The sequence below is a fragment of the Xanthomonas bonasiae genome (assembly GCF_014836395.1).
Classification (GTDB): domain Bacteria; phylum Pseudomonadota; class Gammaproteobacteria; order Xanthomonadales; family Xanthomonadaceae; genus Xanthomonas_A; species Xanthomonas_A bonasiae.
The window spans coordinates 294,392-320,532 of record NZ_JACSQX010000002.1 but is presented as its reverse complement, the minus strand read 5'-3'; the positions used below and the strand labels follow the sequence as shown (position 1 = coordinate 320,532).

Below are 26,141 nucleotides of genomic sequence, written 5' to 3'. Positions count from 1 at the left end.
CGCTGCGCCGCGCTGACGCAACGGGCGGGATGCGTTGTCGGCTAGCGCGAGGCGCCAGGCGGCAGAGGAGCGTTCACGGCGGCATCCTTGCCGAACGCCTGCAGCATCACGTCCGGGCGATTGGTGGTGATGTAGTCCACGCCCAGGTTGTACAGCAGGCGTGCGGTGTCGGCATCGTCCACGGTCCACGCACCGAGTCGCAGATGGTCGTGGCGTGCCTGGGCCAGGTCGGCGGCGGTGATGTCGGCATAGTTGATGTCCCAGATGGTTCCGCCTTCGTCGCGGACCGCCTCGCCGACCGAGCGTCCGCCCAGTCCGTCCAGGCCGCTCATCTGCTGCATCACGCTGTGCGCGTCCTTGTTGGTCAGCGCACGCGCGTCGTCGCGGGCGAGCGCACGCTTGACGTCCTGGCTCAGGAACACCAGCCGGATCGCCGGGTCGAGGCGGTGGATCGCGCGCAGCACGTTCCAGTCGAAGCACAGCACATAGGTGCGCTGCTTGAAGTCGTTCTTGTTCAGCGCCTGGACCACCCCGCGGGCCAGCACCTCGGGGCCGGCGCTCAAGCCGGGAACGATCGGCAAGGATTTTATTTCCAGGAACAACTGGGTCGTGTCGTCGTGGCCGCGGATCAGCGCGATCAGCTGATCGAGCGTGGGCACGCGCTCGCCATCGACCGCCACCAGCGCGGAATGCTCCTTGGCGTAGGCCGAACCTGGGCGTGCGCGGCCGATGTCGTAGCGTTCGATCTGCGCATAGGTCATGGCCGACAGCGGGGTCTTGGGTGCATTCCATTGGCCGTCGCCGTCGCGTGCGACATCCGGATTCAGGAAGAAATCGTGGTTGATGACCCACACGCCGTCCAGGGTCAGGTGCACGTCGGTCTCCAGCGCGTCCGCGCCCAGTTCCAGCGCTTCGCGAAACGACGACAAGGTGTTTTCGGGGCGAATCCCCGCCGCGCCGCGATGGCCGACAATGGCCGGGCGTCCGGGACGGTCGTAGCTGCCGCTGTAGGAATCGGGACCATTGGCTTGCGTGCCGGCGAAGGCGGGTAGGCAGTTGCACGACAACAGGGAAAGCAACACAGCGAGCGATCGGAATCCGCGCATGAACGAGGTGCCTTTGGTCTTTGGGGGGAGATGGGCGAAGTGCTGCCCCCGTCCGGCATCCGGTCGCCATCCGGCACGCCAGCGAACGCGCAACGAAACATCGCGCCGCGCGGCCGGCATGCCGATGGAGCGGCCGTTGTGGTGGACGGGCGTTGGTTGCCGCGTCCTGCGGGCGAGGCCACCTTACGCAGTGGATGTGGCGATGCGGTGACCTCGGCGATGGCCGAGGTGTGCGGCAGTGATGCCGGCTTCGTCGCCTCGCGGCGGCGCGATGTTCAGTGCGGCCTGGTCTGCTGCAAGGCGTAGGCCAGCAGGCGCGCCTCCATGCGCTCGCCGATGCCGCGCGGCGCATCCAGCGCCATGCGTTGCAGGCTGGCCGGATCGCCGGGGTCGCGCGACAGCAGCGCGCGCGCCACGGTGGCCAGCTTCGTGCCGGTGCTGGCGGTGTTGCGCTTGAGCCAGGTGAGCGCGCGCAGCAGGCGCTGTTCGACCTCGGTGAAGTCGCTGCCCAGCGGATAGTCGGGCAGGGTGCCGTCGGCGCGGAACGGGGCCAGCGCGGCGCGCACGCGTTCGGCGCGGTTGCGCTGCCAGTGCGGTCGCGCGAGGACGTCGGCGCACAGCTTGCCGGCCTGTTTGGCCTCGGCCAGCAGCGCAGGCTGGAACGCCGCATCGGCGATGCCGATCATGCCGACGATGCAGTCTTCGTCGGTCAGGCCGCGCAGGTCGGCGATGCCGTACTCGTTGAGATAGATGTCGCGCAGGTGGCGCGGAATCGTGGTGTGGCCATAGTTCCAGCGCACGTTGGAGTGCAGCGCGGGCGCCTCGCCGCGGACGGCGCGGAACATCAGCACGCTGCGCGCGTCGTCCAGCGCGTGCGCCATCGCCACGAAGTTGTATTGGCCGCCGACGCCGGACACCACGCGGCCGTCGTCCAGCGCGTCGGAGACTGCCGCGCCCAGCACGGTGGCCATCATGCACGAGTTGAAGAAGCGCGCCTCGCGCCGCTGCAGGCGGCGCAGGCGCTCGTCGCCGTACAGCTGGTTGATCGCACTGATCCGGTGCATGCCGATGCCGGCGCGCGCCTCCGGCGCCATCTCGCGCAGCCAGGCGTAGAACTCGGGCGAGCCGAGGTAGAACGCACCCTGCAGGTATTCGCCGTCGCGCTGCAGCCGCGCCTGGTCGTCGGCATCGGCGCTGCCGTCGGCCACGCGTTGCATCAGCTCCGCATCGTCCAGCACCTTGCGCCGGATCACGCCGCACTGGACCAACTGGCGGAAGCCTTCGTTGAGCATTTCGCTGCAGCCGAACAGGCCGATCGAGAACGGCGCGAGCCCGCCGCATTCCTGGACCGCGGGGTGCGTTGCCAGTTCCGGATCCAGCGCCGCAAGCACCTGCCGGTAGCGCGCGTTGTCGGTGTGGCGCAATACCAGCGCGTGGCACAGCGCATCGGCCAGGGTGCCGATGCCGATCTGCAGCGTGCCGCCGTCGCGCACCAGCGCGCTCGCATACAGGCCGATGGCATAGTCGGCGTCGGCCACAGGCTGCCGCGGCAGTCCGAACAGGCGCGGATACGGACCCGGCGGGTTCACCACCACGTCGAAGAACGACGGCTCCACCGCCGCGCTGCCGCCGATCCACGGCAGCTGCGGATCCACCTCGGCGACCAGCAGCGGCCGCGGCAGGCCGCGCCGGCGCACTGCGTCCAGCGTGTCCTGGGTGATGTCGTTGTTGCAGGAGAACGACAGGCGGGTGCCGTCGGGGTCGCGCGCCACCTTCTGCACGATCAGGTTGGGCGCGCGCTGCGCCACCGCATCGGCCGCATGGGTGTAGTTGAGGCTGGTGTAGTTGCGCTGCGCCTGCGTCGAGCGCAGCAGCGCGCCGGACTGCATGTAGAACTCTTCCACCTGGATATGCGCCGGCAGCGCATCGCGCTGCAGGGCCTGCACGTACTTGAGCTGCGGGAAGTCGTCGCCGAAATGGCGCTGCACGAACGGGCGCAGGAAGCGGCCTTCCAGTCCGCCGCCGGGCGCCGGCGGGTTCAGCGACAGCGCGGTGTAGAGCTGCATCGGCCGCTGCGGATCGGCGGCGACCCGGTCGTACAGCGCGTTGAGCAGGCGGTGCGGCTTGCCGATGCCCAGCGGCGCGCCGATGCGCAGTGGGCCGGGGATGCGCTGCAGGATCAGCTCGGCAGCGGCGTCGAGGTCTTCGAGGGAGTCGGTCATCGGCATAGCTTAGGCGAGCGCCGCGATCGCGTGCTTCCGCGGTTGGCGAAAGCGCTTGACAATGGATTCGATTACCCATGTAATCGTTAAAAATTACAGGCGTAAACGATATGTCGATCAGCGATGCCGAAGCCGTGGTGATGGAGGTGCTGTGGGACCGCAGCCCGCTCGGTGCGGAGGAGGTGTTCGCGGCCCTGTCCGGGCATGGCGGCTGGGCCGAACCCACGGTCAAGACCTTGCTCAATCGGCTGCTCAACAAGGGCGCGATCCGCGCCGAAAAACAAGGCCGCCGTTATCTGTATTCGCCGCTGCTGCAACGCGAGCAGTGGGTGCAGCAACAGAGCGAAGGCCTGCTCGAACGCCTGTTCGGCGGCCGCGTCGCGCCGCTGGTGGCGCACTTCAGCGAACGCGGCAAGCTCAGCGACGCCGATATCGCCGAACTCAAACGACTGATCCAGGAGCTGGACGATGAGCGTTGATACCTTCGTAGCGGGAATGTGGGCCACGGCGCTGTCGGGCAGCGCGGCGATCCTGTTGGTGTTGGCGCTGCGTGCGCCATTGCGGCGCGCGTTCGGTGCCGGCGTCGCCTACGCGGCATGGGGGATGGTGCCGTTGGCCATGCTCGCCGTGTTGCTGCCTGGCGATGTGCGTCCGGCGCTGCCGACGGCGTTGGCGATGCCGCAGGTCTGGGTGAGTGCGCCGCAGGGAGCGGCGGAAACCGCGGGTGCGCTGCCGATCGCAGGCAACTGGGTCGCGTTGTGGGTGGTTGCGCTGTGGTTGCTGGGCGCAACGACGATGGCGGTCGTTCTGTGGCTGCAGCAGCGGCGTTACCGGCGCAGCCTGGGGCGGCTGTCGCCCGGCGCCGATGGGGTCCTGTACGCGCAGCACGCCCAGCACGGTCCGCTGGTGCTCGGCGCCTGGCGCCCGCGGGTGGTGCTGCCGATGGATTTCGCGCAGCGCTATCCGTCTGCGCAGGCGCAACTGGTGCTGGCCCACGAGCGCATGCATATCGCCCGCGGCGACACCCGCCACAACCTGTTGCTGGCCGCCTTGCGCTGTGCGTACTGGTTCAACCCCTTGCTGCACTGGGCCGCGGCGCGGTTCCGCTTCGACCAGGAGCTGGCCTGCGATGCGGCGGTACTGGTGCGGCACCCGGCCTCGCGGCGCAGCTACGCCGAGGCGATGTTGCAGACCCAGCTGGATGCGATCGCGTTGCCGGTCGGCTGCCACTGGCAGGCGGGGCAGACCTTGCGGCAGCGGATCGGGATGCTGCAGCGGCCGGCCGTGAGCGGCTGGCGGCGGCGGGCGGGCATCGCCGTGGTGGCGATGGCGACGCTGTGCGGCGGCGGCGCGGCATGGGCGTTGCAACCGCTGCCGGCGTCCGCGTTGGCGGGAAGCGGCAGTGCGCCCTCGCTGGCGGATACGCAAGCGCCGGATGCAGGCGCGCGGGCGGGGACCGCTTCCGCGGTAGGCGCGGCGCCGGCCAAAGCTGAAACGCGCCCGCCAATGCTGCTCGCGTCGGCAGCCGAGGCTGCGACCACATCCGCCAAGCATGCGGCCACACCGGCCAAACCGCTGGCCATGCCGCCACCGGCCTATCCGCGCGACGCCCTGGACGAGGGCGCCTCGGGAAAACTGTCGCTGTTGGTGAGCGTGGATGCCGCCGGCACCGTCAGCGATGTGCAGTTGCTTGGTCGTGGCACCGGCAACGCCGCGCTGGACCAGGCGGCGATTGCCGCCGCCAGGCAGTGGCGCTTCGTTCCGGCGCAGAAGCAGGGACGGCCGGTCGCGTCGCGGCTGCAGATACCGGTCAACTTCGAATCCGGAAGGGAGCCTGTGGATGCGCCATCTGGGGTCCCCAATGCATCGGACTACCGCTGGTATCTGGTGGATACGGAAGCGGATGATGCGCCTGAGCAAACCTGCGACGTTGTCTCTGTCGTCGAGCAAAGGCCGACCCGGCGCGTGTATTGCGGCATGTCCATCAAGACGGCCAAGCGATGAGCCTGCACAGGATCTGCCTGGCCAGCGCGTGCCTGTGCCTGGCCAGCTGCGCCAGCCAGCCGCAGCGCGAGCAGACCCAGCGGCTGGATTCCGTGGACCAGCGTCTGCTGGCGCCACGCGGCGATGGTGCCCCGGGTGGGGCCATCACCGCCTACACGATGCAGCCGCAGCAGGTGTTCCGCATGCCGCAACCACTGGACGCGCCGACGCCACAACTGCCGGCCGATTCGCCACGGCGCACGCTGGCGCCGACCACGGTGTGCGTGCGCGTGATCCTGTCCGCGCAAGGCGCGGTGCAGCGCAGCGAGCCCTTGCGCGACCGCGAGGAATGCAGTGCCGGCGCGCTGGCGGACAACGCCGATCTGCTGCAGGCGGTACAGCAGGAGGTCGCGCGCTGGCGCTTCGTGCCCGCGGCGATCTGCACCTATGCCGATCCGGCGCAGCGGCCGGCAGTGGAGGGACGCTGCGACGATGCCGTGTCGGTGGAGGAGGTGCCGGTGACGCTGGCCTACGCGTTCACCTTCGAGGTGCGCGAGGGCAAGGCCAGCGTGCAGGCAGGGCGCGTGGGCGGTCGCGGTGCGCGTTGAGTGCGTGAGCAGATGCCGAACCGTGACAGGAAGGTCTTGCTCGCATGGTTGCGGGTCGCTGAAGTGATTCGGTCGGTGTCTGACCATCGATTGCGATACGCGTTGCCGGTAGAGCCTGTCGCGGCTGAAGCCGCTCCTACAAGGGCAGCGTCTTGAGAGAGATGCCCCATGTGGGCGGCGGCAGGATCGCCGCCGCGCTACAGCATCTCCGGCTTGAACAGGCGCCGCCGCGAGACTTCCGCGCCGGACAGCATGAACTTGCCGTCGCCGCGGTAGTGCAGGGTCCTGGGCAGTTTCGGCGACGTGGCGACATGCGCCTTGACCACTTCCCAGACGAACAGGTTGTGCCTGGCGATCTGGCGGCCGTCGTGCAGGCGGCACTCGAAGCTGGCATAGCACTCGGCGATCGACGGCGCATCGACGTGCGTGCCGGCCACCGCGGTCAGGCCGAAGTGCGCGAACTTGTCGAGCTGCGCGCCGCTGCTGTTGCCGATGCCGACCACGGTGTCGAGCAGGTCCGCGGTCGGCAGGTTGATCGTGCATTGCTTGCTGCGCCGAACCAGTTCGAAGCTATGGTTGGCGCTGGAGATGCAGCAGGCGATCAGCGACGGCGAGAACTCCAGCACCATGTGCCAGCCCATGCTCATGATGTCGCGCTGCCCTTTCCACGCCGAGCCGACCAGCACCACCGGGCCGGGTTCCAGGAACCGGCGCACCTGGTCGAGCGGGAAATCGTGCTTGCGGTAGCGGCGCATGGCGGCGGCCTGGCTTCGTTGCGATGGCGCACAGTCTGGCCATCGGCGGTGAACGCGGCGTCGGCGCGCTACTCCAGCCGATGGATCGCGTCGGCGATGCGTTCCACTTCCTCGGCCTGGTGGCTGACGTACAGCATCGGCAGGCGCACCTCGTCGCGCACGCGCTGCAGGTACGGGATCAGTTCGCCGCGGCGTTGCGCGTCCAGCGCGGACAGCGGTTCGTCGAACAGCAGGATCGCCGGTTGCGACAGCAGCGCGCGGCCGATCGCCACGCGTTGCGCCTCGCCGCCGGACAGATTGCCCGGGCGCCGCGCCAGCAGCGGCGCGATGCCGAGCAGCTCCACCACCGCCTCGAAGCCGAAGCGCTCGGCCTGGCCACGACCGTGGCGGCCGTAGCCGAGGTTGCGGCGCACGTCCATGTGCGGGAACAGCCGCGCGTCCTGGAACACGTAGCCGATGCGACGGCGGTGGGTGGGCACGTCGATGCCGGCGGCGCTGTCGTAGAGCACGCGGTCGTCGATGACGATGCGTCCGCTGCGCGGCCGCAGCACGCCGGCGATGGCGTTGAGCATGCTGGTCTTGCCGGCGCCGGACGGGCCGACCAGCGCGACCACCCGCGCCGTTTCCTCGACCTGCAAGCGGCGCTGGAAGCGGCCGCGCTGCACTTCGATATCGATGCTCAGCATCGGCGCACGCTCGCATCCTGCGGCAAGCGCGGCGCGACGTGGAGACGTGCCGCGGACCGACCGCGTGCAGCGGCGGGGAGCCGACTCACGCGTCCGCCTCCGGCCCGCGCTGGCGCCGCACCAGCCATTCGGACAGCAGCAGCGCGGTCAGCGAGATCGCCAGGGCCACCGCCGCCAGCCGCCAGATGCCCGATTCGCCGCCGGGCACCTGCAGCAGGCCGTAGATCGCCGACGACAGGGTCTGGGTTTCCCCGGGAATGTTCGACACGAAGGTGATGGTGGCGCCGAATTCGCCCAGCGCCTTGGCGAAGGCGAGCGCGGTGCCGGCGACCAGCCCCGGCCAGGCCAGCGGCAGGGTGATGCTGAAGAACACCCGCCATGGCCCGGCGCCGAGCGTGGCCGCGGCGGCCTCGAGGCGGCGGTCGGTGGATTCCAGCGCCAGGCGGATCGCGCGCACCATCAGCGGGAATCCCATGACTGCGCTGGCCAGTGCCGCGCCGGTCCAGCGGAATGCGAACTGCACGCCCAGGTGGTCCAGCAGCCACGCGCCGACCGGTCCCTGCGTGCCGAGCACGATCAGCAGTACATAGCCGGTGACCACCGGCGGCATCACCAGCGGCAGATGCAGCAACGCATCCAGCAGCGCCTTGCCGGGGAAGCGGCGCCGCGCCAGCAGCCAGCCGCAGGCCACGCCGAACGGCAGGCTGCCCAGGGCCGCGACCAGTGCGACCTTGACGCTGAGCGCGATCGCGGTGAGCTCTTGCGGCGTGAATGCGAACAACGGCAATGGCTCAGCGCGCGAGCGAGAAACCGCGGCGCTGGAAGATCGCCTGCGCCGGCGCGGTCCCCAGCCAGCGCACGAAGTCGGCCGCGGCGGGATTCTTGCCAGCGCGCAATGCCGCCACCGGATACACGATCGGCGCATGGCTGTCGGCCGGGAACACCGCCACCACCCGCACCTTCGGTTCGGCCTTGGCGTCGGAGTCGTAGACGATGCCCAGCGGCGCCTCGCCGCGCGCGACCAGCATCAGCGCGCTGCGCACGCTTTCCGATTCGGCCAGGCGCGCCTGCACGCCGTCCCACTGGCCGAGTTTCTGCAGCGCGGCGCGCGCGTATTTGCCGGCCGGCACGCTGCTGGTCTGGCCGACCGCGAGGCGGCCCTGCGCACCGAGCGCGGCGGCGAGCGTGCCGGGTCTGCGCAGATCGACCTTGGCGGCGCTCGCCACCGGCGCGACCAGCACCAGCGTGTTGCCGAGCAGGTTGCGGCGCTGCGCCGGATCCACCAACCGGCGCTGCTGCAGATAGTCCATCCACTCCAGGTCGGCGGAGAAGAACACGTCCGCCGGCGCGCCCTGTTCCACCTGCCGCGCCAGCGCCGAGCTGGCCGCGTACGACACCTGCACCGGCGTACCGCTGGACTGCTGGTAGGCGGCCGCTGCCTCGTCCAGCGATTCCTTCAGGCTGGCGGCGGCGAACACGGTCAGCGGTGCCTGTGCCCAGGCCGGTGGCACGGCCAGGGCGACGACGAGCGAGAGCAGGCACAGCAGGCGGAGTAGCGAACGGGACATGGAGGCGCTCCGGGAATCAGGGGGACGGGCGGCGATCGGCTTGGCCTGGCGCGCACGGCGCGCAGGCCGTCGCCAGCGCAATGCGATCGTGCGGGGCATGCCCGCATCCTACCGCCTTCACTGCGGCGCGGCGTGCAGGTCGTCGGTGCGGCCGGCCTGGATGTTGGCGCGTACCGACGGCTGCATCAGCCGCGGCTGCGCCAAGGTCGCGTCGCGCGCGCGCCGCAACGCGACGAACTCGGCTTCGCCGACGCCGTCGCGCACATGGATGTTGTCGCGGCGCTGCGCGCCGATGCTGGTTTCGCAGGCGACCGCGCGGCCGCCTGCGCCGTAGTCGTGGCAGACGAACACGCGGGTGGCGGCCGGCAGTGCGTAGAGCGCTTGGATCGAGCGGAACAGCGTGGCCGCGTCGCCGCCGGGGAAATCGCAGCGTGCCGTGCCGCTGTCCGGCATGAACAGCGAATCGCCTGGAAACAAGGCGTCGCCGATCAGGTAGGCGATGCTGTCGTCGGTATGTCCGGGCACCGCGATCACCTGCGCCTGCAGCGCACCGATCGCGAAACGCTCGCCGTCGGCGAACAGGTGGTCGAAGCCGCAGCACCCGTCGCCGGCGTCCTCGGCCAGGCCGAACTGCGGCGCGAAACGCGCGCGCACCGCGCGGATGCCGGCGCCGATCGCCAGCGTCGCCTGCGGCCAGCGTCGCTTGAACCACTGCGCCGCGGAGACGTGGTCGGCATGGGCGTGGGTTTCCAGGATCCAGCGCAGTTGCAGGCCGCGCGCGGACAGCAGCTCGGCCAGGCCCTGCACCGGCGCGTCGCGCAGCGTGGCGGTGTCCGCATCGAAGTCCAGCACCGGATCGATCACCGCGGCGTCGTGGCCGTCTTCGACCAGATAGCTCCAGGTGCCGGAACCGGCGTGGTGGAAGGGGTGGACGTGGGGAACCTGGCTCATGGGCCTGCCTTGGCGGGAGAGGAAGGGCCGACGCTGCAATAGATGCCGTGCAAGGTATCGAGGATGCGCTGCGCCGGGCCGGGGACCAGCGAATAATAGATGGTCTGCCCGTCGCGGCGGGTCTGCACCAGGCCGTCCTCGCGCAGCACCGCCAGGTGCTGCGACAGCGCCGATTGGCTCAGGTCCAGGCGCGTGTTGAGTTCGCCCACCGAGTGTTCGTGGTCCACCAGCAGGCACAGCAACAGCAGCCGCTTCTCGTTGCCGAGCGCCTTCAGCAGGCGCGCGGCCTCGCCGGCATGCGCACGCATCGCCGCAGGATCCATCGCGGGTTGCAGACGGCGGGCCATCGGACTCAGAAGGCGACCGGCAGGCCGGCCGCGGTCCAGCCGAGGAAGCCGCCGTTCAACGAGCGCACCGCGCTGTAGCCGAGGTGCTGCAGGCTCAGCGCGGCCAGCGTGGAGCGGCCGCCGCTGGCGCAGTACAGCAGGATCGGCTGGTCGCGCCGGGCCAGCGCCGGGTCGGTGTCGAGACGGAATTCGAGGATGCCGCGCGGAATGTTGATCGCGTTGGGCAGGTGGCCGACGGCGAACTCGCCGGGTTCGCGCACGTCGATGATCCATTCGCCGGGCAGCGGCGTGGCGGCGGCGTCGGTATCGACCTCGTGGATCTGCGGGCGTGCCCTGTCGACCAGGGCTTGTGCGGAGGAATGGGGCATTGGGGGGCTCCGGTGGATGAACGGCGCTCATAATATCAGTTGACTCTAATATAAGAAAATTCTAATTTATCTCGCAGCCAGCGACGGTTCGCTGGCACCGACCGGGTTCCGTCGAACCCTCGTCCTGGAGCCGCCGCGTGAAGCCGTTTGCCCTCTCGATCGCGCTGGCCGCGAGCCTGTCGCTCGCGGCGTGCCGCCACGAATCCGCCTCGGCGGTGCCGCCGCCGCTGCCCGCGCTGCAGACCGACCCGGTGGCGTTCGCCGATCCCGCCGCGCGCGCCTGGGACGGCGTGGTCGCCGCGGTGGAGCATGCCGACCTGTCGGCGCAGACCGACGGGCGGGTGCTCGAAGTGCGCGTGGACGTCAACGATCGCGTCGCCGCCGGCCAGGTGCTGCTGCGGCTCAGCGCGGTGGAGCAGCGCGCCAGCGTGGACAGCGCACAGGCGCAGTTGCGTTCGGCCGCGGCCAGCGCCGACGAGGCCGAGGCCAGCTACCGCCGCTACGCCGCGCTGGCCGGCGCGCAGTACGTGTCGCGTGCGCAACTGGACCAGGCCCGGGCCACCCGCGATGCCGCGGTCGCGGCGCGCCAGTCCGCCGCCGCGCAACTGGCGCAGGCGCGGCAGCCGGCAGACTACACGGTGATCCGCGCGCCGTTCGCCGGCGTGGTCAGCGCACGCCAGGTGCAGCCGGGCGAAGCGGTGGCGACCGGCCAGGCCCTGCTGTCGCTGTACGCGCCTGGCGCGCAGCGCATCGACGTGCAGGTGCCGCAGTCCGACGCCGCGGCGATCCGCGCCGCGCCGCGCGCGCAGGTGCGGCTGGACGATGGCCGCGCGCTGACGGTGCCGCAGGTGGTGGTGTTCCCCACCGCCGATCCGAACAGCCACAGCGTGACGGTGCGCGTGCCGTTGCCCGCGCTGGCGCCGGCACCGGCGCCGGGGACGACCGCCAAGGTCGCGTTCGCCGTCCCCGACGCTGGCGCCGACGCGGCCACGGCCACGCTGTGGATCCCGCGCGCGGCGTTGCTGCAGCGTGGCGAACTCAGCGCGGCCTATGTGCTCGCCGCCGGCACGCTGAGCCTGCGCCAGCTGCGCGTGGGCCGGCAGGATGCGCAGCGGGTCGAGGTACTGGCTGGCTTGCAGGCCGGCGAGCGCGTGGCGCGCGATCCGGTCGCCGCCGGACAGGCGCTGGCCGCGCAGCGGCGCGCGTTGGCGGAGCGCTGAGATGGCGGCGCGACTGGGCGTGTCCGGGCGTCTGGCAGCGGCGTTCCAGGCCAATCCGCTGACCCCGTTGCTGGCGCTGCTGGGCCTGCTGCTGGGCCTGGCCGCGGTGGCGATCACCCCGCGCGAGGAAGAGCCGCAGATCGACGTGACCATGGCCACCGTGTCGGTGGCCTTCGCCGGCGCCGATGCGCGCGAAGTGGAGCAATTGCTGAGCACGCCGCTGGAGCAGAAGCTGGCCGAGATCGAAGGGGTCAAGCACGTGACCTCGGTCAGCCGCCCGGGGCAGGCGCTGCTGACCGTCGAGTTCCAGGTCGGGGTGCCGCGCCAGGCGGCGCTGGTGCGCCTGTACAACCAGGTCTATTCGAACCTGGATGCCTTGCCGCAGGGCATGGGCGTGGGCACGCCGCTGATCAAGCCCAAGGGCATCGACGACGTGCCGGTGATGGCGGTGACGTTGTGGAGCGACGATCCGCAGCGCAGCGCGGTGGACCTGGGCGAGGTCGCGCACACCCTGGAAAGCGAACTCAAGCGCATCCCCGGCACGCGCGACATCTACAGCATCGGCGCGCCGCAGCGGGTATTGACGCTGACCCTGGATCCGGCGCGTCTGGCCGCCTACGGCCTGACCGTGTCCGACCTGAGCCAGTCGCTGCAGGCGGCCAATGCGGTGCGCCAGCTCGGCGAGCGCATCGGTGGCGGTCGCGCGGTCCCGGTCGCCGCCGGCACCTTCCTGGCCGATGCCGACACGGTGGCGGGGCTGGTGATCGGCGTGCACGACGGCCAGCCGCTGCATCTGCGCGACGTGGCGCAGGTGCGCGCCGGCGCCGACCTGCCGAGCAGCTATGTCTGGTACGGCGCGCCGGCGGCCCGCGGCGGTCCGGCGCAGGGCCGCGCGCCGGCGGTGACCCTCGCCATCGCCAAGCAGCCCGGCAGCGATGCCGCCGCGATCACCCGCGCGGTCGCCGCGCGCCTGCGGCAGCTGCGCAGCGAGACGATCCCGCAAGGCGTGCACGCCGAGGTGACCCGCGACTACGGCGCCAGCGCCGACGCCAAGGCCGCCAAGCTGATCCACAAGCTGGTGTTCGCGACCGGCTCGGTGGTGCTGCTGGTGCTGTTCGCGCTGGGCTGGCGCGAGGCCGTCGTGGTCGGCAGCGCGGTGGTGCTGACCCTGGCGCTGACCCTGTTCGCGTCGTGGGCGATGGGCTTTACCCTCAACCGGGTCTCGCTGTTCGCGCTGATCTTCTCGATCGGCATCCTGGTCGACGACGCCATCGTGGTGGTGGAGAACATCCACCGGCACATGCGCGCCGGCGGCAAGACCCTGCGCGAGGCGATCCCGCCGGCGGTGGACGAGGTCGGCGGGCCGACCATCCTCGCCACCTTCACCGTGATCGCGGCGCTGATGCCGATGGCCTTCGTCAGCGGGCTGATGGGGCCGTACATGCGGCCGATCCCGATCAACGCCTCGGTCGGCATGCTGCTGTCGCTGGCGATCGCGCTGATCGTGACCCCGTGGTTGTCGCTGAAGCTGCTGGCGCGGCATGTGCCGGCGCCAGCCGCTGCCGACGGCGCCACGCCATCTGCATCGCCGCGCCTGCAGCGCTTCTTCTCGAAACTGCTGCACCCCTTCCTCGCCCCCGAGCGCGGCGCGCGGCGGCGCGGCTGGCTGCTCGCCGGCATCGCCGCGCTGCTGGTGCTGGCGGTGTCGCTGGTCGGGTTGCAATGGGTGGTGATGAAGATGCTGCCGTTCGACGACAAGTCCGAATTGCAGATCGTGGTCGATCTGCCCGAAGGCAGTACCCTGCAGGACACCGATGCGCTGCTGGTCGAACTGTCCGGCGTGCTCGACCGCACCCCGGACGTGCACGACTACCAGGGCTATGCCGGTACTTCGGCGCCGGTCAATTTCAACGGCCTGGTGCGTCAGTACTACCTGCGCAGCGGCAACAACGTCGGCGACCTGCAGGTGAACCTGGTCGACAAGCAGCTGCGCACGCGGCAAAGCCACGCCATTGCGCGCGCGCTGCGTCCGGCATTGGCGGCGATCGCGCGCCGCCATGGCGCGGCGCTGAAGGTGGTGGAGGTGCCGCCGGGCCCGCCGGTGCTGGCGCCGCTGGTGGCCGAGGTGTACGGCCCGGACTACGCGCGCAGCCGCCAGCTGGCGCTGGCATTGGAGCGGCGCTTCCTGCGCACGCCGAACGTGGTCGATGTGGATACCAGCGTGGAAAGCGCGGCGACGCGCGAGGTGCTCGTGGTCGATCGGGTGCGCGCGGCGCGGCTGGGCGTGACCCAGTCGGCGATCGCCGATGCGCTGGCGGCGTCGGTGCAGGGCGTGGACGCGACCTGGCTGCACGATGGCGCTTCCAAGTACCCACAACCGGTGCGGCTGCGCCTGGCCGCGGCCGCCCAGGCCGGCGTCGCGCGCATGCTGGCGCTGCATGTGCGCGGCGGCGACGGCCAGCTGGTGCCGTTGTCGGAACTGGTCGCGGTGCAGCGGCTGCCGTGGGACGGTGCGATCTGGCACAAGGACCTGCGGCCGGTGGTGTACGTCACCGGCGACGAGGCCGGGCGCCTGGACAGCCCGCTGTACGGCATGTTCGACCTGGTCGGGCAGCTGCGCCGACAGCGCGTCGGCGGGCAGGCAGTGGCGCAGTCCTTCATCGCGCAACCTCTCGATAGCGGCGACTTCGCGGTCAAGTGGGATGGCGAGTGGCAGATCACCTACGAGACCTTCCGCGACATGGGCATCGCCTACGCGGTCGGCCTGCTGCTGATCTATCTGCTGGTGGTGGCGCAGTTCCGCAGCTATCTGGTGCCGCTGGTGATCATGGCGCCGATCCCGCTGACGGTGATCGGGGTGCTGCCGGGGCACGCCTTGCTCGGCGCGCAGTTCACCGCCACCAGCATGATCGGCATGATCGCGCTGGCCGGCATCATCGTGCGCAACTCGATCCTGCTGGTGGACTTCATCCGCCAGGCCTTGGCGCAGGGCCGCAGTGCCGAGCAAGCAGTGGTCGAGGCCTGCGCGGTGCGCGCGCCGCCGATCGTGCTGACCGGGCTGGCGGCGATGCTGGGCGCCTTCTTCATCCTCGACGATCCGATCTTCAACGGCCTGGCGGTGGCGCTGATCTTCGGCATCCTGATCAGTACCGCGCTGACCCTGCTGGTGATCCCGCTGCTGTACTACCCATTGGCGCGCCGCGCTGCCAAGCCGGCGTGAGCGAGATGCGCATGCGCGTCCACGCGGTCTTTCCGGCGCCGGCGTAGAGTCGGCATTCCCCCTGTCTGCGTCACTGGAGACCTGCATGAGGAGTTCTGCATGACCATCGGCGATCCGATCCGCGTCACCCTCGAACAGGAGGCGGATTTCGCGTTCCGCATCCAGTTCGACGAAACCGATCTGGCGCCGTGGCTGGGCGACGAGACCGCGCCGCTGGGCCACGAGCGCGGGCCCAACCCTTCGCGCATCCTGTTGGCCAGCATCGCCAACTGCCTGGCGGCGAGCTTGCTGTTCGCGCTGCGCAAGTTTAAGAACGATCCGGTCGGGGTGGTCGCGCACATCACCGCCACGCCGATGCGCAACGCGGAAGGGTTCTGGCGCATTCCGCAGGCATCGGTGGAACTGCAACTGCCCGATGGCAACCAGGACTACGCGCAGCTGCAGCGCATCCTCGACCAGTTCGAACAGTTCTGCGTGGTCACCCAGAGCGTGCGCCAGGGCATCGACGTGCAGGTCACGGTCAAAGACGCGCACGGCAATGTGTTGCTCGGCGACAAGAGCATCGAGGCCGGCGCGTGAGCGATCCGCTGCAGATCGCCTGCCCGCACTGCCAGGCGCTGAACCGGGTGCCGGGCGAACGCCTGGCGGCGGCACCGCAATGCGGGCGTTGCCATCGTGCGCTGTTCGTCGGCGCGCCGGTGGCGTTGACCGCGGACACCTTCGCCACCCATGCCGAGCGCAGCGACATTCCGCTGCTGGTGGACTTCTGGGCGCCGTGGTGCGGCCCGTGCCGGACCATGGCACCGCAGTTCGAGGCCGCCGCCGTACACCTGGAACCGCGCATGCGCCTGGGCAAGCTGGACACCGAGGCGCAGCCGGCGCTGGCGGGGCGCTTCGGCATCCGCAGCATTCCGACCCTGGCCTTGCTGCGGCATGGCCGCGAGTTGGCGCGGCACAGCGGTGCGATCGGTGTTGCCGAGATCGTGCGCTGGGCGCAAGGGCATGCCGGCTAGGTCCGGCCCCCGCGCGATCCCGCAGCATTCCTGTATTCCTGTAGGAGCGGCTTCAGCCGCGACAGGATCCATCGGGAAGGCCTGTCGCGGCTGAAGCCGCTCCTACAAAAAGCAGGGGCCGCGCGCTACTTCCCCAGCGCAGCGTTCAGCGTCGCCGCCAGATCCGCGCCGGCCTGGCGCAATTGCGCTTCGGCGACCGGGCGCCAGGTGGTCACGTAGTCCGCCGGCAGCTTGGCGCCCGGCGGGTAGAAGCCCGGGCGCAGCATGATCCGGCACGAGGCTTCGGCCCAGGCCGCGGCCGGCGGCGGCAACGCGCTGCCGGCCGGCGAGGGGGCCGGCAGCGGTTGCGCCTGCAACTGCGCCAGGTAGTGCGCCTCGTCCAGGCCGCGGCTGCGCAGCAGGCCGCTGTCCCACAGCGAATGCAGGTTGCTGCCCTTGCCCTCGAACTGGATCTGGAACGTGTTGGCGCCCTTGTCGTGGGCGTAGCCGGCGTGCAGCGGCTGCTGGATGTCGCCGGCGAAATGCACCACGAACTTCAGCGCCTGGGTCCGTGCCGCCTGCGGCTGGCTGCGATCGGCGAGAATCGCGGCCTGGCGGCGCAGCGCCTCGACCGCGCAGTTGCCGTCGGGACAATCGCGGGTTTCCTCGTAGTGGCACTGCTCTTCGCCGAGGTTGACGTAGTGCCAGGGGCCGGTGCGCTTGCCCATGTCCGGGTCGCTTTCGCGCAATTGGTCGGCCCAGTTGGCGACGCCGGCCAGGGTCGGCTCGGGTTCGCCCCGCAGCAACTGCTGCACCTGCGCGCGGGCCTGCGGGGTGAGCTGGGCATCGGCGAGATCGGCGACCAGGCGATGGCCCAGCGGGCCCCAGGCGAAGGCGGCGGACGGCGCGGCGGCCAGTGCCGCGGCGAGCGCGGCGGAAACGAAGAGAGAGGATTTCATGCGCGGATTCTAGCCGGCGCCGATGACGTTGCCATGGCCGCGTCATCGCGCCGTTGCGCAACCGCTAAGCCTCGCTCGTGTGGACGCGGCTGCGGGTCCTGCGGATCAGAAATACAGCAGGTAGGCCAGGCCGTAGGTGATGGGGTCGAGCTTGGCCTTGCCGAGCGTGCCGCTGTCCACTTCCACGTCGCTGCGCATGCTGGTCCAGCGCGCGTCCACGCGCAGCGCGCTGCGCTCGCCGATGGCGAAGTCCACGCCGGCATGGACGGCCGGGCCAACGCTGTCCTTGAACTTGACGTCGTCGCGGGAGAACGCGCCCTTGCCGTCGGCGCCCAGGAAGGTGGTGTAGTTGAGGCCCACGCCGACGAACGGGGAGATGTCGCCGTTGCCGTTGAAGTGGTACTGCAGCGAGAGCGTCGGCGACAGCGCCCAGGCGCTGCCGATATCGCCGCCCTGTTCCAGGCCGATCTTCTGCTGCCCGACCAGGGTCTGGATCTCCACGCCGAGGTTGCCGCGGAAGAAGTATTCGTAGCTGAACGAGAGCGCCGGTGCGGTGTCGGCGCTGAAGCGCTGCTCGCTGCCGCTCAGGGTGCCGTTGGAGGACCCGGGCACCATGCCGTGGATGCCGTAGCTGGTGGTGAAGTGGCCGGCCGACTGCGCCGCGGCGGGCAGGGCGATGGCGGCAAGGGCGGCGACGGCGAGACGGCGGAACAGGCGTGGCTTCATTGGGGACCCCGGTGACGGCGAATGGGCGGATGCGAATCCCAGTGTCGGCCCGGCGGCGACCGATCCACATCCTTGTGGAGCGTAGTCTGCCAGAGAAGCGCGGCGCCCGCGCAGCCTCAGAACTTCATCACATAGGCCAGGCCGTACACCAGCGGATCGATGTTCGCGGTGCCCATGCTGGCGCCGTTGACCTTGACCTTGCTGTCGATGTCGGCCCAGCGCAGGTCCACCCGCAGCGCGGACTTGTCGGTGAGCGCGACGTCCACGCCGACGTGCGCGGCCAGGCCCCAGGAATCCTCCAGCTTGAGCTTGGTGCCGGCCAGTGCGCCGGTGGTGTCCTCGCTGAAGAAGGTGGTGTAGTTGATGCCGGCGCCGACGAACGGGGACACCTTGCCGGCGCTGTTGAAGTGGTACTGCAGCGAGACCACCGGCGGCAGCTGCTTGGTGCTGCCGACCTTGCCGACGCCCTTGACGTCGATATCGTGCTTGAACGGCAGCGCGGCCAGCACCTCGATGCCCAGGTCCTGGTGCACGAAGTACTCGAAGGTGACGGTCGGCTTGATGTCGCTGCCGATGCTCAGCGGCAGGGTACCGCCGGCCAGCTTGCCGTTGTCGGACTTCGGGTTGACCTGGTGGGCGCCGATGCCCACGGTCCAGTCGCCCTGCGACTGCGCCAGCGCCGGCAGGGCGCACAGCGCGAGGGCGGCCGCCAGGCCGGACAGCAGGAGAGGGGAGGTCTTGCGCATGATGGGTGTCTCGTTTGGGTGTGGGCGCAGTGTCCTGCCGGCGTCGCCGCGCCGCCTTGATCCTGATCAAACGCGTCGAAAGCGCGTGCCGGGCGCGATGCGGCCGGCCTGATAGAATGCTCGCCCCCTTCCATCCGCCGCGTCTGGCGCGGCCGCAGGAGCTACTGAAATGGCAATCAAGGTTGGCATCAACGGTTTCGGTCGCATCGGACGCAATGTGCTGCGCTCGGCGGTACAGAATTTCGGCAGCGACATCGAGATCGTCGCCATCAACGACCTGCTCGAGCCCGACTACCTGGCGTACATGCTGCAGTACGATTCGGTGCACGGCCGCTTCGACGGCGAGGTGTCGGTCGACGGCAATCACCTGGTGGTCAACGGCAAGAAGATCCGCCTGACCCAGGAGCGCGATCCGGCGGCGCTGAAGTGGGACGAGGTCGGCGCCGGGGTGGTGATCGAATCCACCGGCCTGTTCCTGACCAAGGACACCGCGCAGAAGCACATCGACGCCGGCGCCAAGAAGGTGATCCTGTCGGCCCCGTCCAAGGACGACACGCCGATGTTCGTGTACGGCGTCAACCACGCCACCTATGCCGGCCAGGCGATCGTCTCCAACGCCAGCTGCACCACCAACTGCCTGGCGCCGCTGGCCAAGGTGATCAACGACAAGTGGGGCATCAAGCGTGGCCTGATGACGACCGTGCACGCCGCCACCGCCACCCAGAAGACCGTGGACGGCCCCAGCAACAAGGACTGGCGCGGCGGCCGCGGCATCCTGGAGAACATCATTCCGTCCAGCACCGGCGCGGCCAAGGCCGTGGGCGTGGTGATCCCGGAGTTGAACAAGAAGCTGACCGGCATGAGCTTCCGCGTGCCGACCTCGGACGTGTCGGTGGTCGACCTGACCGTGGAGCTGGAAAAGCCGGCGACCTACGCCGAGATCTGCGCCGAAGTGAAGGCGCAGAGCGAAGGCGCGCTGAAGGGCATCCTCGGCTACACCGAGGACAAGGTGGTGGCCACCGACTTCCGCGGCGACGCGCGCACCTCGATCTTCGACGCCGACGCCGGCATCGCCCTGGACAGCACCTTCGTCAAGCTGGTGTCCTGGTACGACAACGAGTGGGGCTATTCCAACAAGTGCCTGGAAATGGTCAAGGTGGTGGCGAAGTAAGCTGCGCCGCAACGTCCAGCCGTCATCCGAAACGCACGATTTCGCCGGAAATTTCGGCAATGCAATGCTAGTGGTGGCGTCCGGCGTTGTGCTGTAGCTCTAACGCAAAAAGGAGCGAAAAATGCGCTCCTTTTTGTTTGTCCTATGCTGAAAGAACGTTCGATCAGGACATCGCCTGCCGGTAGCGCCGGAGCGTGGCGACACACTCGTGCGCCACGCGGCGTTCGCCTGGCTACAGTGCGTTTTTGGACTCGTTGCTCTCGCTCTGGTCGTAGTCGGTGACCACGCCTTTGGAGTCGAATTCGATCGACAGCGAGTAGTCCTTGACGTTGCGCGCGCCGACGCCATGTTTCTGCGCTTCATTCACCGCGGCGCCAGTGTAGGCGCCAGGCAGCATCGACCTGAATACTCCGGTCACCGTCTTGCGGGCTTTTTCGCCATGCGATTCACCGGGGTTGTAACGCCACCTGTTTTCGTACCCGCCATTCTTCGCGGAAGTTTTGTAGACATAGGTCGGCTCGCCATAGATGGCACGCACTTCTTCTCTGGTTGTCTTGCCCAGAACCAGATTCTTCTTCACCGCCTCGGTGGTGTAGAGGCTCGGATCGTCTACCTTTTCGGCGAACGCCGGAGCAGCGAAGGAAGTGGCCAGCAGGGCCGAGATGCAAAGCGTGCGAAAGGGTTTCATGGTCATGTCCGTTTACCTTGTGATTGCGCCTGATTTGCAGATTGCATCTGTACCACGCCGACATGTCGCGCAGTCTGTGCGCATCGGCGATTCGTACATGAGCTTAGGCATGCCGAAACGGCACCGTCAACATGATGGCTCGTCTGGTCAGCCTCTTTCACGCTGGCAGGCACCCCCCGTTGGGTGCCAAGTTCATCGGCATGATGCGGTGAAGAGGGGGCAAAAACAGCCGGGATGGGGGCGATCTGTGATGTGTTGCGCTTTCTCGTTGGTTTGTCGAGAGCGCAGCCCGACAGGCGAAGTCCCTCGAATCGACTTCGTCAATCGGCATAGGTCCGCGTGCATGCGCAGCGAACGCACGGCCCTGCCTGGCCGCGTTCGCCGATGCGGACGCTCTGCATCGCCTGCAGGCCTGCGCCTACAGCGCCTGCAGAATCAGCGATTGCAGCCGGTGCGGTAGGTTTCGTATGAAACAGGTGACCGACCTGATTGGCGAACGCACCGACCAGGGTTCTTACGTCATCGGTCCGGTAAGGCCTTCATTCCGTTCTTCTAGGGCGGCGACCGCTACCGCTACGAGCTGACCTACCAGGGCCAGGGCCGCCTGGTGTTCGTTGGCAAGTCGATGGGCGGCGGCGGCGGCCTGATCGGGATCATCCACAACAAGAACGACAGCGGCTACCGCGAATAGGCGGTCGCAGCGGCAGAGCCCGGGCCGCATCGCGCGCCCCGGCTTTTTTTGCTTGCGAAACGGCGGTCGTGCGCGAATGGATGTGGCTGCCGCCGCGCGGCAAGCCTGCGCCGGCGTCGCGTCGCACTACCGCGATCGCGTTCCGCTGCGCTTGCCTGCCGCCGGGGCCGTGTCCAGCGCCGCGAGCAGGTTGGCGCGGCACGCCGCGAGGATCTCGTCCGCCAGCGGCGAATCGTCCGGACAGGCCCGGGACATGACGATCGCGCCGAGCGCGTGCGCCAGCATGTCCAGGCGCGCGGCGCGCGCATCGGCGGGGCTGGCGCCGGTCGCCGCAGCATCTTCGCGCTCCAGGGCCGCCAGCATGGCTTCGACGCCGTCCGCGAATGCGGACCGGACCGTCTCCGGCTCGCGTGCGGCGTCGCCGCCCAGCGCGGCCATGGTGCAGCCCACCGCGCGGGCATCGCGGTGCTCGCGCGAGACGTAGCGGCGGACGAATTCCGGCGGATCGATCCCGTCCACCAGCGCCACGGTCTGCGCGATCCCGCACGCCGTCGCCTCCGCCATCAGGTCCGCCTTGGACGGAAAGTGCTTGTAGAAGCCGCCGTGGGTGAAACCGGCGGCGGCCATCAGATCGGCGACGCCGATGCCTTCGTAGCCGCGCTCGCGAAACAGTGCGGACGCGGTTTCGACGATGTGCGCCCGGTTCGCCTGCGCCTGCGCCTTGCTGACCTTCATCGCGTGTGTCCTCCGGCGGTGCTGTTCCTGGCGCAAGGATACATTGATGTTGTTCATCATCAAAATGTTGACAGGTAAGATTACGACCATCATCATTGAGTGGCTTTCTTCCATTGCCTACTTCCACGGGCGTCCCCCGGCGGTTGAGCAGCCCCTCCACACCACGGGCCACGTCATCGTGGCCGCAGTTCCCTTTCCATCCGAAGAGACCACGCGCATGAGCACCACTTCCACCGTCCTCATCACCGGCGCCTCCAGCGGCATCGGCGCCGTCTACGCGCAGCGCTTCGCCCAGCGCGGCCACGACCTGGTCCTGGTCGCACGCGACAACGCCCGCCTGGACGCGTTGGCCGCACGCCTGCGCGAGGAACACAAGGTCGCGGTCGACGTGCTGCAGGCCGACCTGACCGCACAGGCCGACCTGGCCAAGGTCGAAGCGCGGCTGCGCGACGACGCGCGCATCGGCATCCTGATCAACAACGCCGGCATGGCCCAATCCGGCGGCTTCGCCGAGCAGACGGCGGACGGCGTCGAACGCCTGCTGGCGCTCAACACCACCGCACCGACGCGGCTGGCGCTGGCGATCGCGCCGCGGCTGGCGCAGTCCGGCAGCGGCGCGATCGTCAACATCGGCTCGGTGGTCGGCCTGGCGCCGGAATTCGGCATGACCGTGTACGGCGCGAGCAAGGCCTTCGTGCTGTTCCTGTCGCAGGGCATGAGCCTGGAACTGGCGCCCAAGGGCGTGTACGTGCAGGCGGTGCTTCCGGCGGCCACCCGCACCGAGATCTGGGAGCGTGCGGGCATCGACGTCAACACGCTGGCCGAGGTGATGGACGTGGAAGAGCTGGTCGATGCGGCGCTGATCGGCTTCGATCGCCGCGAGTTGGTGAGCATCCCGCCGCTGCACGACGCCGACCGCTGGGACGCGCTGGACGGCGCCCGGCAAGCGCTGCTGGGCAGCATCCGGCAGGCCAATGCCGCGCAACGCTACCGGCCGGCGGCCTGAAGCCTGCAGTCCCGCACCTGCCGCGATCGAGGCGATCATCATGCAAACGCAACGCGATAGCTGGGTGCTGATCACCGGCGCATCGAGTGGATTCGGCGAGGAGTTCGCCAGGCAGTACGCGGCGCGCGGCCACCGGCTGATCCTGGTCGCGCGGCGCCTGGACCGGCTCGATGCGCTGGCGCAGGCGTTGCGGCAGCGGCACGGTGTCGAGGTCCTCGTCGAGCAGGTCGATCTGTCGCAGATCGCGGCCGTGCGCCGGCTCCACGCCGGCCTGCACGCGCGCGGCATCGAGGTCGAGGTGCTGGTCAACAATGCCGGGCACGGCCTGCAGGGGCCGTTCCTGGATGGCGACCTGGAGCCGGCGCTGTCGATGATCCAGCTGGACATCGCCAGCCTGACCGCGATGACCCATCTGTTCGGCCAGGACATGCGCCGGCGCCGGCGCGGCAAGATCCTGCAGGTGGCCAGCCTGCTGGCCTACCAGGGCGTGGAGAACTTCGCGGTGTATTCGGCCGCGAAGGCCTACGTGCTGCGCCTGGGCGAGGCGCTGCATCGCGAGTTCGCGCGCGATGGCGTCACCGTCACCACGCTGTGCCCGGGGCTGACCGACACCGGATTCGCGCGTGTCGCCCAGCAGCGGATCACGCCCCAGTTGAATGCGTTGATGATGCAGACCCCGCCGGTGGTGCGGGCCGGCATGCGCGCGCTGGATGCCGGCCGCATCAGCGTGGTGCCCGGACTGATCAACAGGTTGAACGCGGTCTTCATGTGGGCGACGCCGCGCTGGATCCACCAGGCCGTGCTGTCCCGCATCCTCAACCGGTGAGCGCCATGCGGCTGGGTTTCCGCTCGCTGTCGGTCCTGGCCTCGCTGCTGTTCCTGGCGATCGCCTGCACCTGGATGTTCTCGCCGGACGCGATGCTGGCGAACTGGGGCATCGGCGCTTCGCCGTCGGCCGAGCTGATGGCGCGACGCGGGGCCGCGCTGTATGCGGGCCTGGGCGTGATGTTGTTCATGGCGCGCGGCGCGGCGCCATCGCCGGCGCGTTCGGCGCTGGTGGCAGGCTTCGTTACCGCCTGTTCGTTGCTGGCGGCGCTGGGCGTCGGAGAACTGGCCAGCGGGCACGCGGGCCGCGGGATCCTGGTCGCGGTCGTGCTCGAAACCGTGTTCGTCCTTGCGTTCGTTTTCGTCGGGGGAAAATCATGAAGGCGTTCTTCATCGAAGGCTATGGCAACAAGCATCCAGGCCGGATCGGCGAGCTGCCCGAACCGGAGGTGCGCGACGACGAGGTGCTGGTCGAGGTGCACGCCGCCGGCGTCAATCTGCTCGACGCGAAGATCCGCAAGGGCGAGTTCAAGCTGATCCTGCCGTACCGCTTTCCGCTGGTGCTGGGCAACGACGTGGCTGGCGTGGTGCTGCGGGTCGGGGCCGGCGTGCGCCGCTTCAAGCCGGGCGACGCGGTGTATGCGCGTCCCGACCAGACGCGCATCGGCAGCTTCGCCGAACGCATCGCGGTCAGGGAAAGCGCGCTGGCATTGAAGCCTGCCAACCTCGGCATGGAGGAGGCCGCCTCGGTTCCGCTGGTCGCGCTGACCGCGTGGCAGGCCCTGGTGGAGATGGCGCGGCTGCAGAAGGGACAGAAGGTGCTGATCCATGCCGGCTCCGGCGGCGTCGGCAGCATCGCCATCCAGCTCGCCAAGCACCTCGGCGCCTTCGTCGCGACCACCACCGGCACCGGCAACGTCGCTTGGGTGAAGGCGCTGGGCGCCGACCTCGTCATCGACTACCGCACGCAGGACTTCGAGACCGTCGTGCACGGCTACGACGTGGTGCTGCACAGCCTGGGCAGCGACGTGCTGGAGAAATCCCTGCGCGTGCTGAAGCCCGGCGGCCAGCTCATTTCCATCTCCGGCCCGCCGGACCCGGACTTCGCCGTGCGACAAGGCCTGGCGTGGCCGTTGCGGCAGGCGATCCGTCTGCTGAGCGGCGGCATCCGCAGCAAGGCCAGGCGGCACGGGGTCGGCTACGCCTTCCTGTTCATGACCGCCAACGGCGACCAGTTGCGCGAGATCGGCGCGTTGATCGAGGCCGGCAGCATCAGGCCGGTGATGGATCGGGTGTTCCCGTTGGAGGCGACCGCGCAGGCCCTGGCCTACGTCGAGAGCGGACGTGCCAAGGGCAAGGTGGTGATCAGGGTCGGACAGCGCTGAGCGTTGGCCGACCCGCGCGCGGCGCGCTACAGCGCCTGCAGAATCAGCGAATGCCAGCCGGTGCGATAGGTTTCGTAGCCGGGCGAGGCTGCGTGCGCGATGCAGTGCGGGCGCCCGTCGAGGTCGCTCAGCACGGCGCCGCGCGGTTGCTTGAACAGCGCGTCGCGGCCCTGGAATTCGATCCGCTCCTGCAGCATGCGCCCGGCCGAATCGGCCAGCACCTGGCCGCGCTGGTCGACGATGCAGACCCGGCTGCGGCCCCATTCCTGTTCCGACAGCGGCGTGCGCTGGACCACCGTCTGCGCCAGCGCGTCCCAGCGGAACACGATGCCGAGCACGCCCAGCACGCGGCCGTCGACGCGACCGCCGTCGCGCACCGTGCACGAGTACACCAGCACGCGTTCGCCATCGGCCAGGGTGCTGGCGTGCACGTCCTGGAAGCCGAATTCCTCGCCGCTGCGGGTACGCGTGGCGTCTTCGAACCAGGCCTGCCCGGACACGTCGCTGCCGGCCGAGGCGTACTGCTGCGGCCGGCCGTTGGCGAGGATGCGGCCGTCGGTGCCGGCCAGCACCAGGTCGAAGTAGACGGTGTACGAATCCAGGATCTGGCCCATGCGCCGCGACGCGTAGGCGAGTGCGTCGTCGCCGCGGCCAGGGCGCGCGGCAGCGACGATGGCCGCATCGGTCGCCCACCAGCGCACGTCGCAGCTGCGTTCGTAGAGGTTGCGGTCGATCAGGTCGATGTTGCTCAGCGCCAGTTCGCTCAGGCGCGTGCGGCGCACGTCGTCTTCCAGCCGCTGCAGGGTGTGGCGCATGTCGGCGCTGGTGCTGGCGGCGACCTTGTCCAGGTCCTGGGTGGCGTCGGCGACGCGCCGCGACAGCACGTCCATTTCCTGCGCGATGACGCTGAAGCCGCGCCCGGCCTGGCCGATCCGTGCCGATTCGATGCGGGCATTCATCGAGATCACGTGGGTGGTGCGGTTGATCTCGTCGATGCGCTGCAACGAACGGCGCAGCTGCCCGAGCAGTTGGTCGGACAGGCCGACCACGGAGCGGATATGGTCGTCGATTCCCGCTTCTGCGGGCTTGGCTGGCAGGTTCATTGGTGCTGTCGGTGGGAGGGGAGGGAACAGCGGACGCAACGTGGGATAAGGGAGGTAGCGGCCGAGAATGCACCGGCTTT

Annotated in this window: 27 protein-coding genes and 1 pseudogene; 13 read left to right on the top strand and 15 right to left on the bottom strand. The window is 69.4% G+C overall.

Going from position 1 to position 26,141, the window contains the following annotated elements:
- Positions 1–41: 41 nt before the first annotated feature.
- Together H9658_RS04175 and H9658_RS04170 are read right to left on the bottom strand one after the other, a co-directional pair.
- Positions 42–1,106 carry a glycerophosphodiester phosphodiesterase family protein gene (locus tag H9658_RS04175; protein ID WP_225209730.1) on the bottom strand — a complete coding sequence of 355 codons (1,065 nt, stop codon included), beginning with the start codon at positions 1,104–1,106 and terminating at the stop codon, positions 42–44.
- Positions 1,107–1,381: 275 nt separating this feature from the next.
- Positions 1,382–3,328 carry an acetyl-CoA hydrolase/transferase C-terminal domain-containing protein gene (locus H9658_RS04170; RefSeq protein WP_191824457.1) on the bottom strand — a complete coding sequence of 649 codons (1,947 nt, stop codon included), beginning with the start codon at positions 3,326–3,328 and terminating at the stop codon, positions 1,382–1,384.
- A gap of 110 nt (positions 3,329–3,438) precedes the next feature.
- Here H9658_RS04170 and H9658_RS04165 point away from each other — a divergent pair, with 110 nt between their 5' ends.
- The 3 genes from H9658_RS04165 to H9658_RS04155 are packed head-to-tail and all read left to right on the top strand — an operon-like array spanning position 3,439 to position 5,919.
- Complete coding sequence (locus tag H9658_RS04165; protein WP_179566868.1) at positions 3,439–3,807, top strand: BlaI/MecI/CopY family transcriptional regulator; 369 nt, start codon at positions 3,439–3,441, stop codon at positions 3,805–3,807.
- A gap of 58 nt (positions 3,808–3,865) precedes the next feature.
- Entirely contained in the window at positions 3,866–5,332 is a 1,467-nt protein-coding gene (locus H9658_RS04160) for a TonB family protein (RefSeq protein WP_406848100.1), read from the top strand.
- Positions 5,333–5,334: 2 nt separating this feature from the next.
- Positions 5,335–5,919 carry a hypothetical protein gene (locus H9658_RS04155; protein ID WP_191824582.1) on the top strand — a complete coding sequence of 195 codons (585 nt, stop codon included), beginning with the start codon at positions 5,335–5,337 and terminating at the stop codon, positions 5,917–5,919.
- A gap of 197 nt (positions 5,920–6,116) precedes the next feature.
- Here the strand turns inward: H9658_RS04155 and H9658_RS04150 are convergent, their stop codons facing one another.
- The 7 genes from H9658_RS04150 to H9658_RS04120 form a co-directional block, all read right to left on the bottom strand.
- Positions 6,117–6,674: a flavin reductase family protein gene (locus H9658_RS04150; RefSeq protein ID WP_191824455.1), complete on the bottom strand. Its 558-nt coding sequence runs from the start codon at positions 6,672–6,674 to the stop codon at positions 6,117–6,119.
- 68 nt (positions 6,675–6,742) lie between these two features.
- Entirely contained in the window at positions 6,743–7,360 is a 618-nt protein-coding gene (locus tag H9658_RS04145; RefSeq protein ID WP_191824454.1) for a molybdenum ABC transporter ATP-binding protein, read from the bottom strand.
- A gap of 85 nt (positions 7,361–7,445) precedes the next feature.
- A complete protein-coding gene (modB, locus tag H9658_RS04140) occupies positions 7,446–8,141 on the bottom strand; it encodes a molybdate ABC transporter permease subunit (RefSeq protein ID WP_191824453.1) in 696 nt (231 codons plus the stop codon).
- A gap of 10 nt (positions 8,142–8,151) precedes the next feature.
- A complete protein-coding gene (gene modA / locus H9658_RS04135; RefSeq protein WP_191824452.1) occupies positions 8,152–8,928 on the bottom strand; it encodes a molybdate ABC transporter substrate-binding protein in 777 nt (258 codons plus the stop codon).
- A gap of 117 nt (positions 8,929–9,045) precedes the next feature.
- A complete protein-coding gene (locus tag H9658_RS04130) occupies positions 9,046–9,879 on the bottom strand; it encodes an MBL fold metallo-hydrolase (RefSeq protein WP_191824451.1) in 834 nt (277 codons plus the stop codon).
- Complete coding sequence (locus H9658_RS04125) at positions 9,876–10,226, bottom strand: ArsR/SmtB family transcription factor (protein ID WP_191824450.1); 351 nt, start codon at positions 10,224–10,226, stop codon at positions 9,876–9,878. Before H9658_RS04125 ends, H9658_RS04130 begins: the two co-directional genes overlap by 4 nt.
- 5 nt (positions 10,227–10,231) lie before the next feature.
- On the bottom strand, positions 10,232–10,594 hold the full coding sequence (locus tag H9658_RS04120; RefSeq protein ID WP_191824449.1) for a rhodanese-like domain-containing protein: 363 nt from the start codon (positions 10,592–10,594) through the stop codon (positions 10,232–10,234).
- 137 nt (positions 10,595–10,731) lie between these two features.
- On the opposite strand from H9658_RS04120, the gene H9658_RS04115 reads away from it, so the two are divergent.
- From H9658_RS04115 to trxC, 4 genes are all read left to right on the top strand, one after another.
- Positions 10,732–11,814: an efflux RND transporter periplasmic adaptor subunit gene (locus tag H9658_RS04115; protein WP_191824448.1), complete on the top strand. Its 1,083-nt coding sequence runs from the start codon at positions 10,732–10,734 to the stop codon at positions 11,812–11,814.
- Position 11,815: 1 nt separating this feature from the next.
- Positions 11,816–15,034, top strand: coding sequence for an efflux RND transporter permease subunit (locus tag H9658_RS04110; protein WP_225209729.1), 3,219 nt, complete (start codon positions 11,816–11,818; stop codon positions 15,032–15,034).
- 99 nt (positions 15,035–15,133) lie between these two features.
- Positions 15,134–15,613 carry an OsmC family protein gene (locus H9658_RS04105; RefSeq protein ID WP_191824446.1) on the top strand — a complete coding sequence of 160 codons (480 nt, stop codon included), beginning with the start codon at positions 15,134–15,136 and terminating at the stop codon, positions 15,611–15,613.
- Positions 15,610–16,047 carry a thioredoxin TrxC gene (gene trxC, locus H9658_RS04100; RefSeq protein WP_191824445.1) on the top strand — a complete coding sequence of 146 codons (438 nt, stop codon included), beginning with the start codon at positions 15,610–15,612 and terminating at the stop codon, positions 16,045–16,047. Before H9658_RS04105 ends, trxC begins: the two co-directional genes overlap by 4 nt.
- 125 nt (positions 16,048–16,172) lie before the next feature.
- On the opposite strand, the gene H9658_RS04095 is transcribed toward trxC, so the two are convergent.
- From H9658_RS04095 to H9658_RS04085, 3 genes are all read right to left on the bottom strand, one after another.
- Positions 16,173–16,985 (bottom strand): S1/P1 nuclease, encoded by an 813-nt coding sequence (locus H9658_RS04095; protein WP_191824444.1) that lies wholly within the window; start codon positions 16,983–16,985, stop codon positions 16,173–16,175.
- 105 nt (positions 16,986–17,090) lie between these two features.
- Entirely contained in the window at positions 17,091–17,711 is a 621-nt protein-coding gene (locus H9658_RS04090; RefSeq protein ID WP_179566835.1) for an OmpW/AlkL family protein, read from the bottom strand.
- A 116-nt stretch (positions 17,712–17,827) separates the two neighbouring features.
- On the bottom strand, positions 17,828–18,457 hold the full coding sequence (locus H9658_RS04085; protein WP_179566833.1) for an OmpW/AlkL family protein: 630 nt from the start codon (positions 18,455–18,457) through the stop codon (positions 17,828–17,830).
- 169 nt (positions 18,458–18,626) lie between these two features.
- Between H9658_RS04085 and gap the strand changes: the two genes are divergently transcribed.
- Entirely contained in the window at positions 18,627–19,628 is a 1,002-nt protein-coding gene (gap, locus tag H9658_RS04080; protein ID WP_191824443.1) for a type I glyceraldehyde-3-phosphate dehydrogenase, read from the top strand.
- A 232-nt stretch (positions 19,629–19,860) separates the two neighbouring features.
- Here the strand turns inward: gap and H9658_RS04075 are convergent, their stop codons facing one another.
- A complete protein-coding gene (locus H9658_RS04075) occupies positions 19,861–20,322 on the bottom strand; it encodes a hypothetical protein (RefSeq protein WP_191824442.1) in 462 nt (153 codons plus the stop codon).
- Between the two features lie 461 nt (positions 20,323–20,783).
- Between H9658_RS04075 and H9658_RS04070 the strand changes: the two are divergent.
- Positions 20,784–21,007 (top strand): annotated as a pseudogene (locus H9658_RS04070) (hypothetical protein); the annotation flags it as partial.
- A gap of 126 nt (positions 21,008–21,133) precedes the next feature.
- Here the strand turns inward: H9658_RS04070 and H9658_RS04065 are convergent.
- The gene (locus H9658_RS04065) at positions 21,134–21,742 is read right to left on the bottom strand and encodes a TetR/AcrR family transcriptional regulator (RefSeq protein ID WP_191824581.1); all 609 of its coding nucleotides are present in this window, start codon (positions 21,740–21,742) and stop codon (positions 21,134–21,136) included.
- Between the two features lie 217 nt (positions 21,743–21,959).
- On the opposite strand from H9658_RS04065, the gene H9658_RS04060 reads away from it, so the two are divergent.
- From H9658_RS04060 to H9658_RS04045, 4 genes are read left to right on the top strand one after another with little or no spacing between them, the layout of a single operon-like run.
- Positions 21,960–22,748 (top strand): SDR family NAD(P)-dependent oxidoreductase, encoded by a 789-nt coding sequence (locus H9658_RS04060; protein WP_191824441.1) that lies wholly within the window; start codon positions 21,960–21,962, stop codon positions 22,746–22,748.
- Positions 22,749–22,788: 40 nt separating this feature from the next.
- Positions 22,789–23,574, top strand: coding sequence for an SDR family NAD(P)-dependent oxidoreductase (locus tag H9658_RS04055; protein ID WP_179566821.1), 786 nt, complete (start codon positions 22,789–22,791; stop codon positions 23,572–23,574).
- Positions 23,575–23,579: 5 nt separating this feature from the next.
- Entirely contained in the window at positions 23,580–23,954 is a 375-nt protein-coding gene (locus H9658_RS04050; protein WP_191824440.1) for a hypothetical protein, read from the top strand.
- Positions 23,951–24,958, top strand: a complete 1,008-nt coding sequence (locus H9658_RS04045) for an NADP-dependent oxidoreductase (protein ID WP_191824439.1) — start codon at positions 23,951–23,953, stop codon at positions 24,956–24,958. The genes H9658_RS04050 and H9658_RS04045 overlap by 4 nt, the downstream gene beginning before the upstream one ends.
- Before the next feature lie 26 nt (positions 24,959–24,984).
- Here H9658_RS04045 and H9658_RS04040 read toward each other — a convergent pair whose 3' ends face one another.
- The gene (locus H9658_RS04040; protein WP_179566817.1) at positions 24,985–26,061 is read right to left on the bottom strand and encodes a methyl-accepting chemotaxis protein; all 1,077 of its coding nucleotides are present in this window, start codon (positions 26,059–26,061) and stop codon (positions 24,985–24,987) included.
- Positions 26,062–26,141 lie beyond the last annotated feature (80 nt).

What these genes read in the sequence shown, in the direction of transcription:
- gap (WP_191824443.1), top strand. Translation starts at nt 18,627, where the DNA reads ATGGCAATCAAGGTTGGCATCAACGGTTTCGGTCGCATCGGACGCAAT.
- H9658_RS04170 (WP_191824457.1), bottom strand. Translation starts at nt 3,328, where the DNA reads ATGACCGACTCCCTCGAAGACCTCGACGCCGCTGCCGAGCTGATCCTG.
- H9658_RS04085 (WP_179566833.1), bottom strand. Translation starts at nt 18,457, where the DNA reads ATGCGCAAGACCTCCCCTCTCCTGCTGTCCGGCCTGGCGGCCGCCCTC.
- H9658_RS04145 (WP_191824454.1), bottom strand. Translation starts at nt 7,360, where the DNA reads ATGCTGAGCATCGATATCGAAGTGCAGCGCGGCCGCTTCCAGCGCCGC.
- H9658_RS04090 (WP_179566835.1), bottom strand. Translation starts at nt 17,711, where the DNA reads ATGAAGCCACGCCTGTTCCGCCGTCTCGCCGTCGCCGCCCTTGCCGCC.
- H9658_RS04055 (WP_179566821.1), top strand. Translation starts at nt 22,789, where the DNA reads ATGCAAACGCAACGCGATAGCTGGGTGCTGATCACCGGCGCATCGAGT.
- H9658_RS04175 (WP_225209730.1), bottom strand. Translation starts at nt 1,106, where the DNA reads ATGCGCGGATTCCGATCGCTCGCTGTGTTGCTTTCCCTGTTGTCGTGC.
- H9658_RS04040 (WP_179566817.1), bottom strand. Translation starts at nt 26,061, where the DNA reads ATGAACCTGCCAGCCAAGCCCGCAGAAGCGGGAATCGACGACCATATC.
- H9658_RS04095 (WP_191824444.1), bottom strand. Translation starts at nt 16,985, where the DNA reads ATGAAATCCTCTCTCTTCGTTTCCGCCGCGCTCGCCGCGGCACTGGCC.
- H9658_RS04125 (WP_191824450.1), bottom strand. Translation starts at nt 10,226, where the DNA reads ATGGCCCGCCGTCTGCAACCCGCGATGGATCCTGCGGCGATGCGTGCG.
- modA (WP_191824452.1), bottom strand. Translation starts at nt 8,928, where the DNA reads ATGTCCCGTTCGCTACTCCGCCTGCTGTGCCTGCTCTCGCTCGTCGTC.
- H9658_RS04050 (WP_191824440.1), top strand. Translation starts at nt 23,580, where the DNA reads ATGCGGCTGGGTTTCCGCTCGCTGTCGGTCCTGGCCTCGCTGCTGTTC.
- H9658_RS04045 (WP_191824439.1), top strand. Translation starts at nt 23,951, where the DNA reads ATGAAGGCGTTCTTCATCGAAGGCTATGGCAACAAGCATCCAGGCCGG.
- H9658_RS04120 (WP_191824449.1), bottom strand. Translation starts at nt 10,594, where the DNA reads ATGCCCCATTCCTCCGCACAAGCCCTGGTCGACAGGGCACGCCCGCAG.
- H9658_RS04150 (WP_191824455.1), bottom strand. Translation starts at nt 6,674, where the DNA reads ATGCGCCGCTACCGCAAGCACGATTTCCCGCTCGACCAGGTGCGCCGG.
- H9658_RS04130 (WP_191824451.1), bottom strand. Translation starts at nt 9,879, where the DNA reads ATGAGCCAGGTTCCCCACGTCCACCCCTTCCACCACGCCGGTTCCGGC.
- H9658_RS04105 (WP_191824446.1), top strand. Translation starts at nt 15,134, where the DNA reads ATGACCATCGGCGATCCGATCCGCGTCACCCTCGAACAGGAGGCGGAT.
- H9658_RS04165 (WP_179566868.1), top strand. Translation starts at nt 3,439, where the DNA reads ATGTCGATCAGCGATGCCGAAGCCGTGGTGATGGAGGTGCTGTGGGAC.
- H9658_RS04065 (WP_191824581.1), bottom strand. Translation starts at nt 21,742, where the DNA reads ATGAAGGTCAGCAAGGCGCAGGCGCAGGCGAACCGGGCGCACATCGTC.
- H9658_RS04060 (WP_191824441.1), top strand. Translation starts at nt 21,960, where the DNA reads ATGAGCACCACTTCCACCGTCCTCATCACCGGCGCCTCCAGCGGCATC.
- H9658_RS04110 (WP_225209729.1), top strand. Translation starts at nt 11,816, where the DNA reads ATGGCGGCGCGACTGGGCGTGTCCGGGCGTCTGGCAGCGGCGTTCCAG.
- H9658_RS04075 (WP_191824442.1), bottom strand. Translation starts at nt 20,322, where the DNA reads ATGACCATGAAACCCTTTCGCACGCTTTGCATCTCGGCCCTGCTGGCC.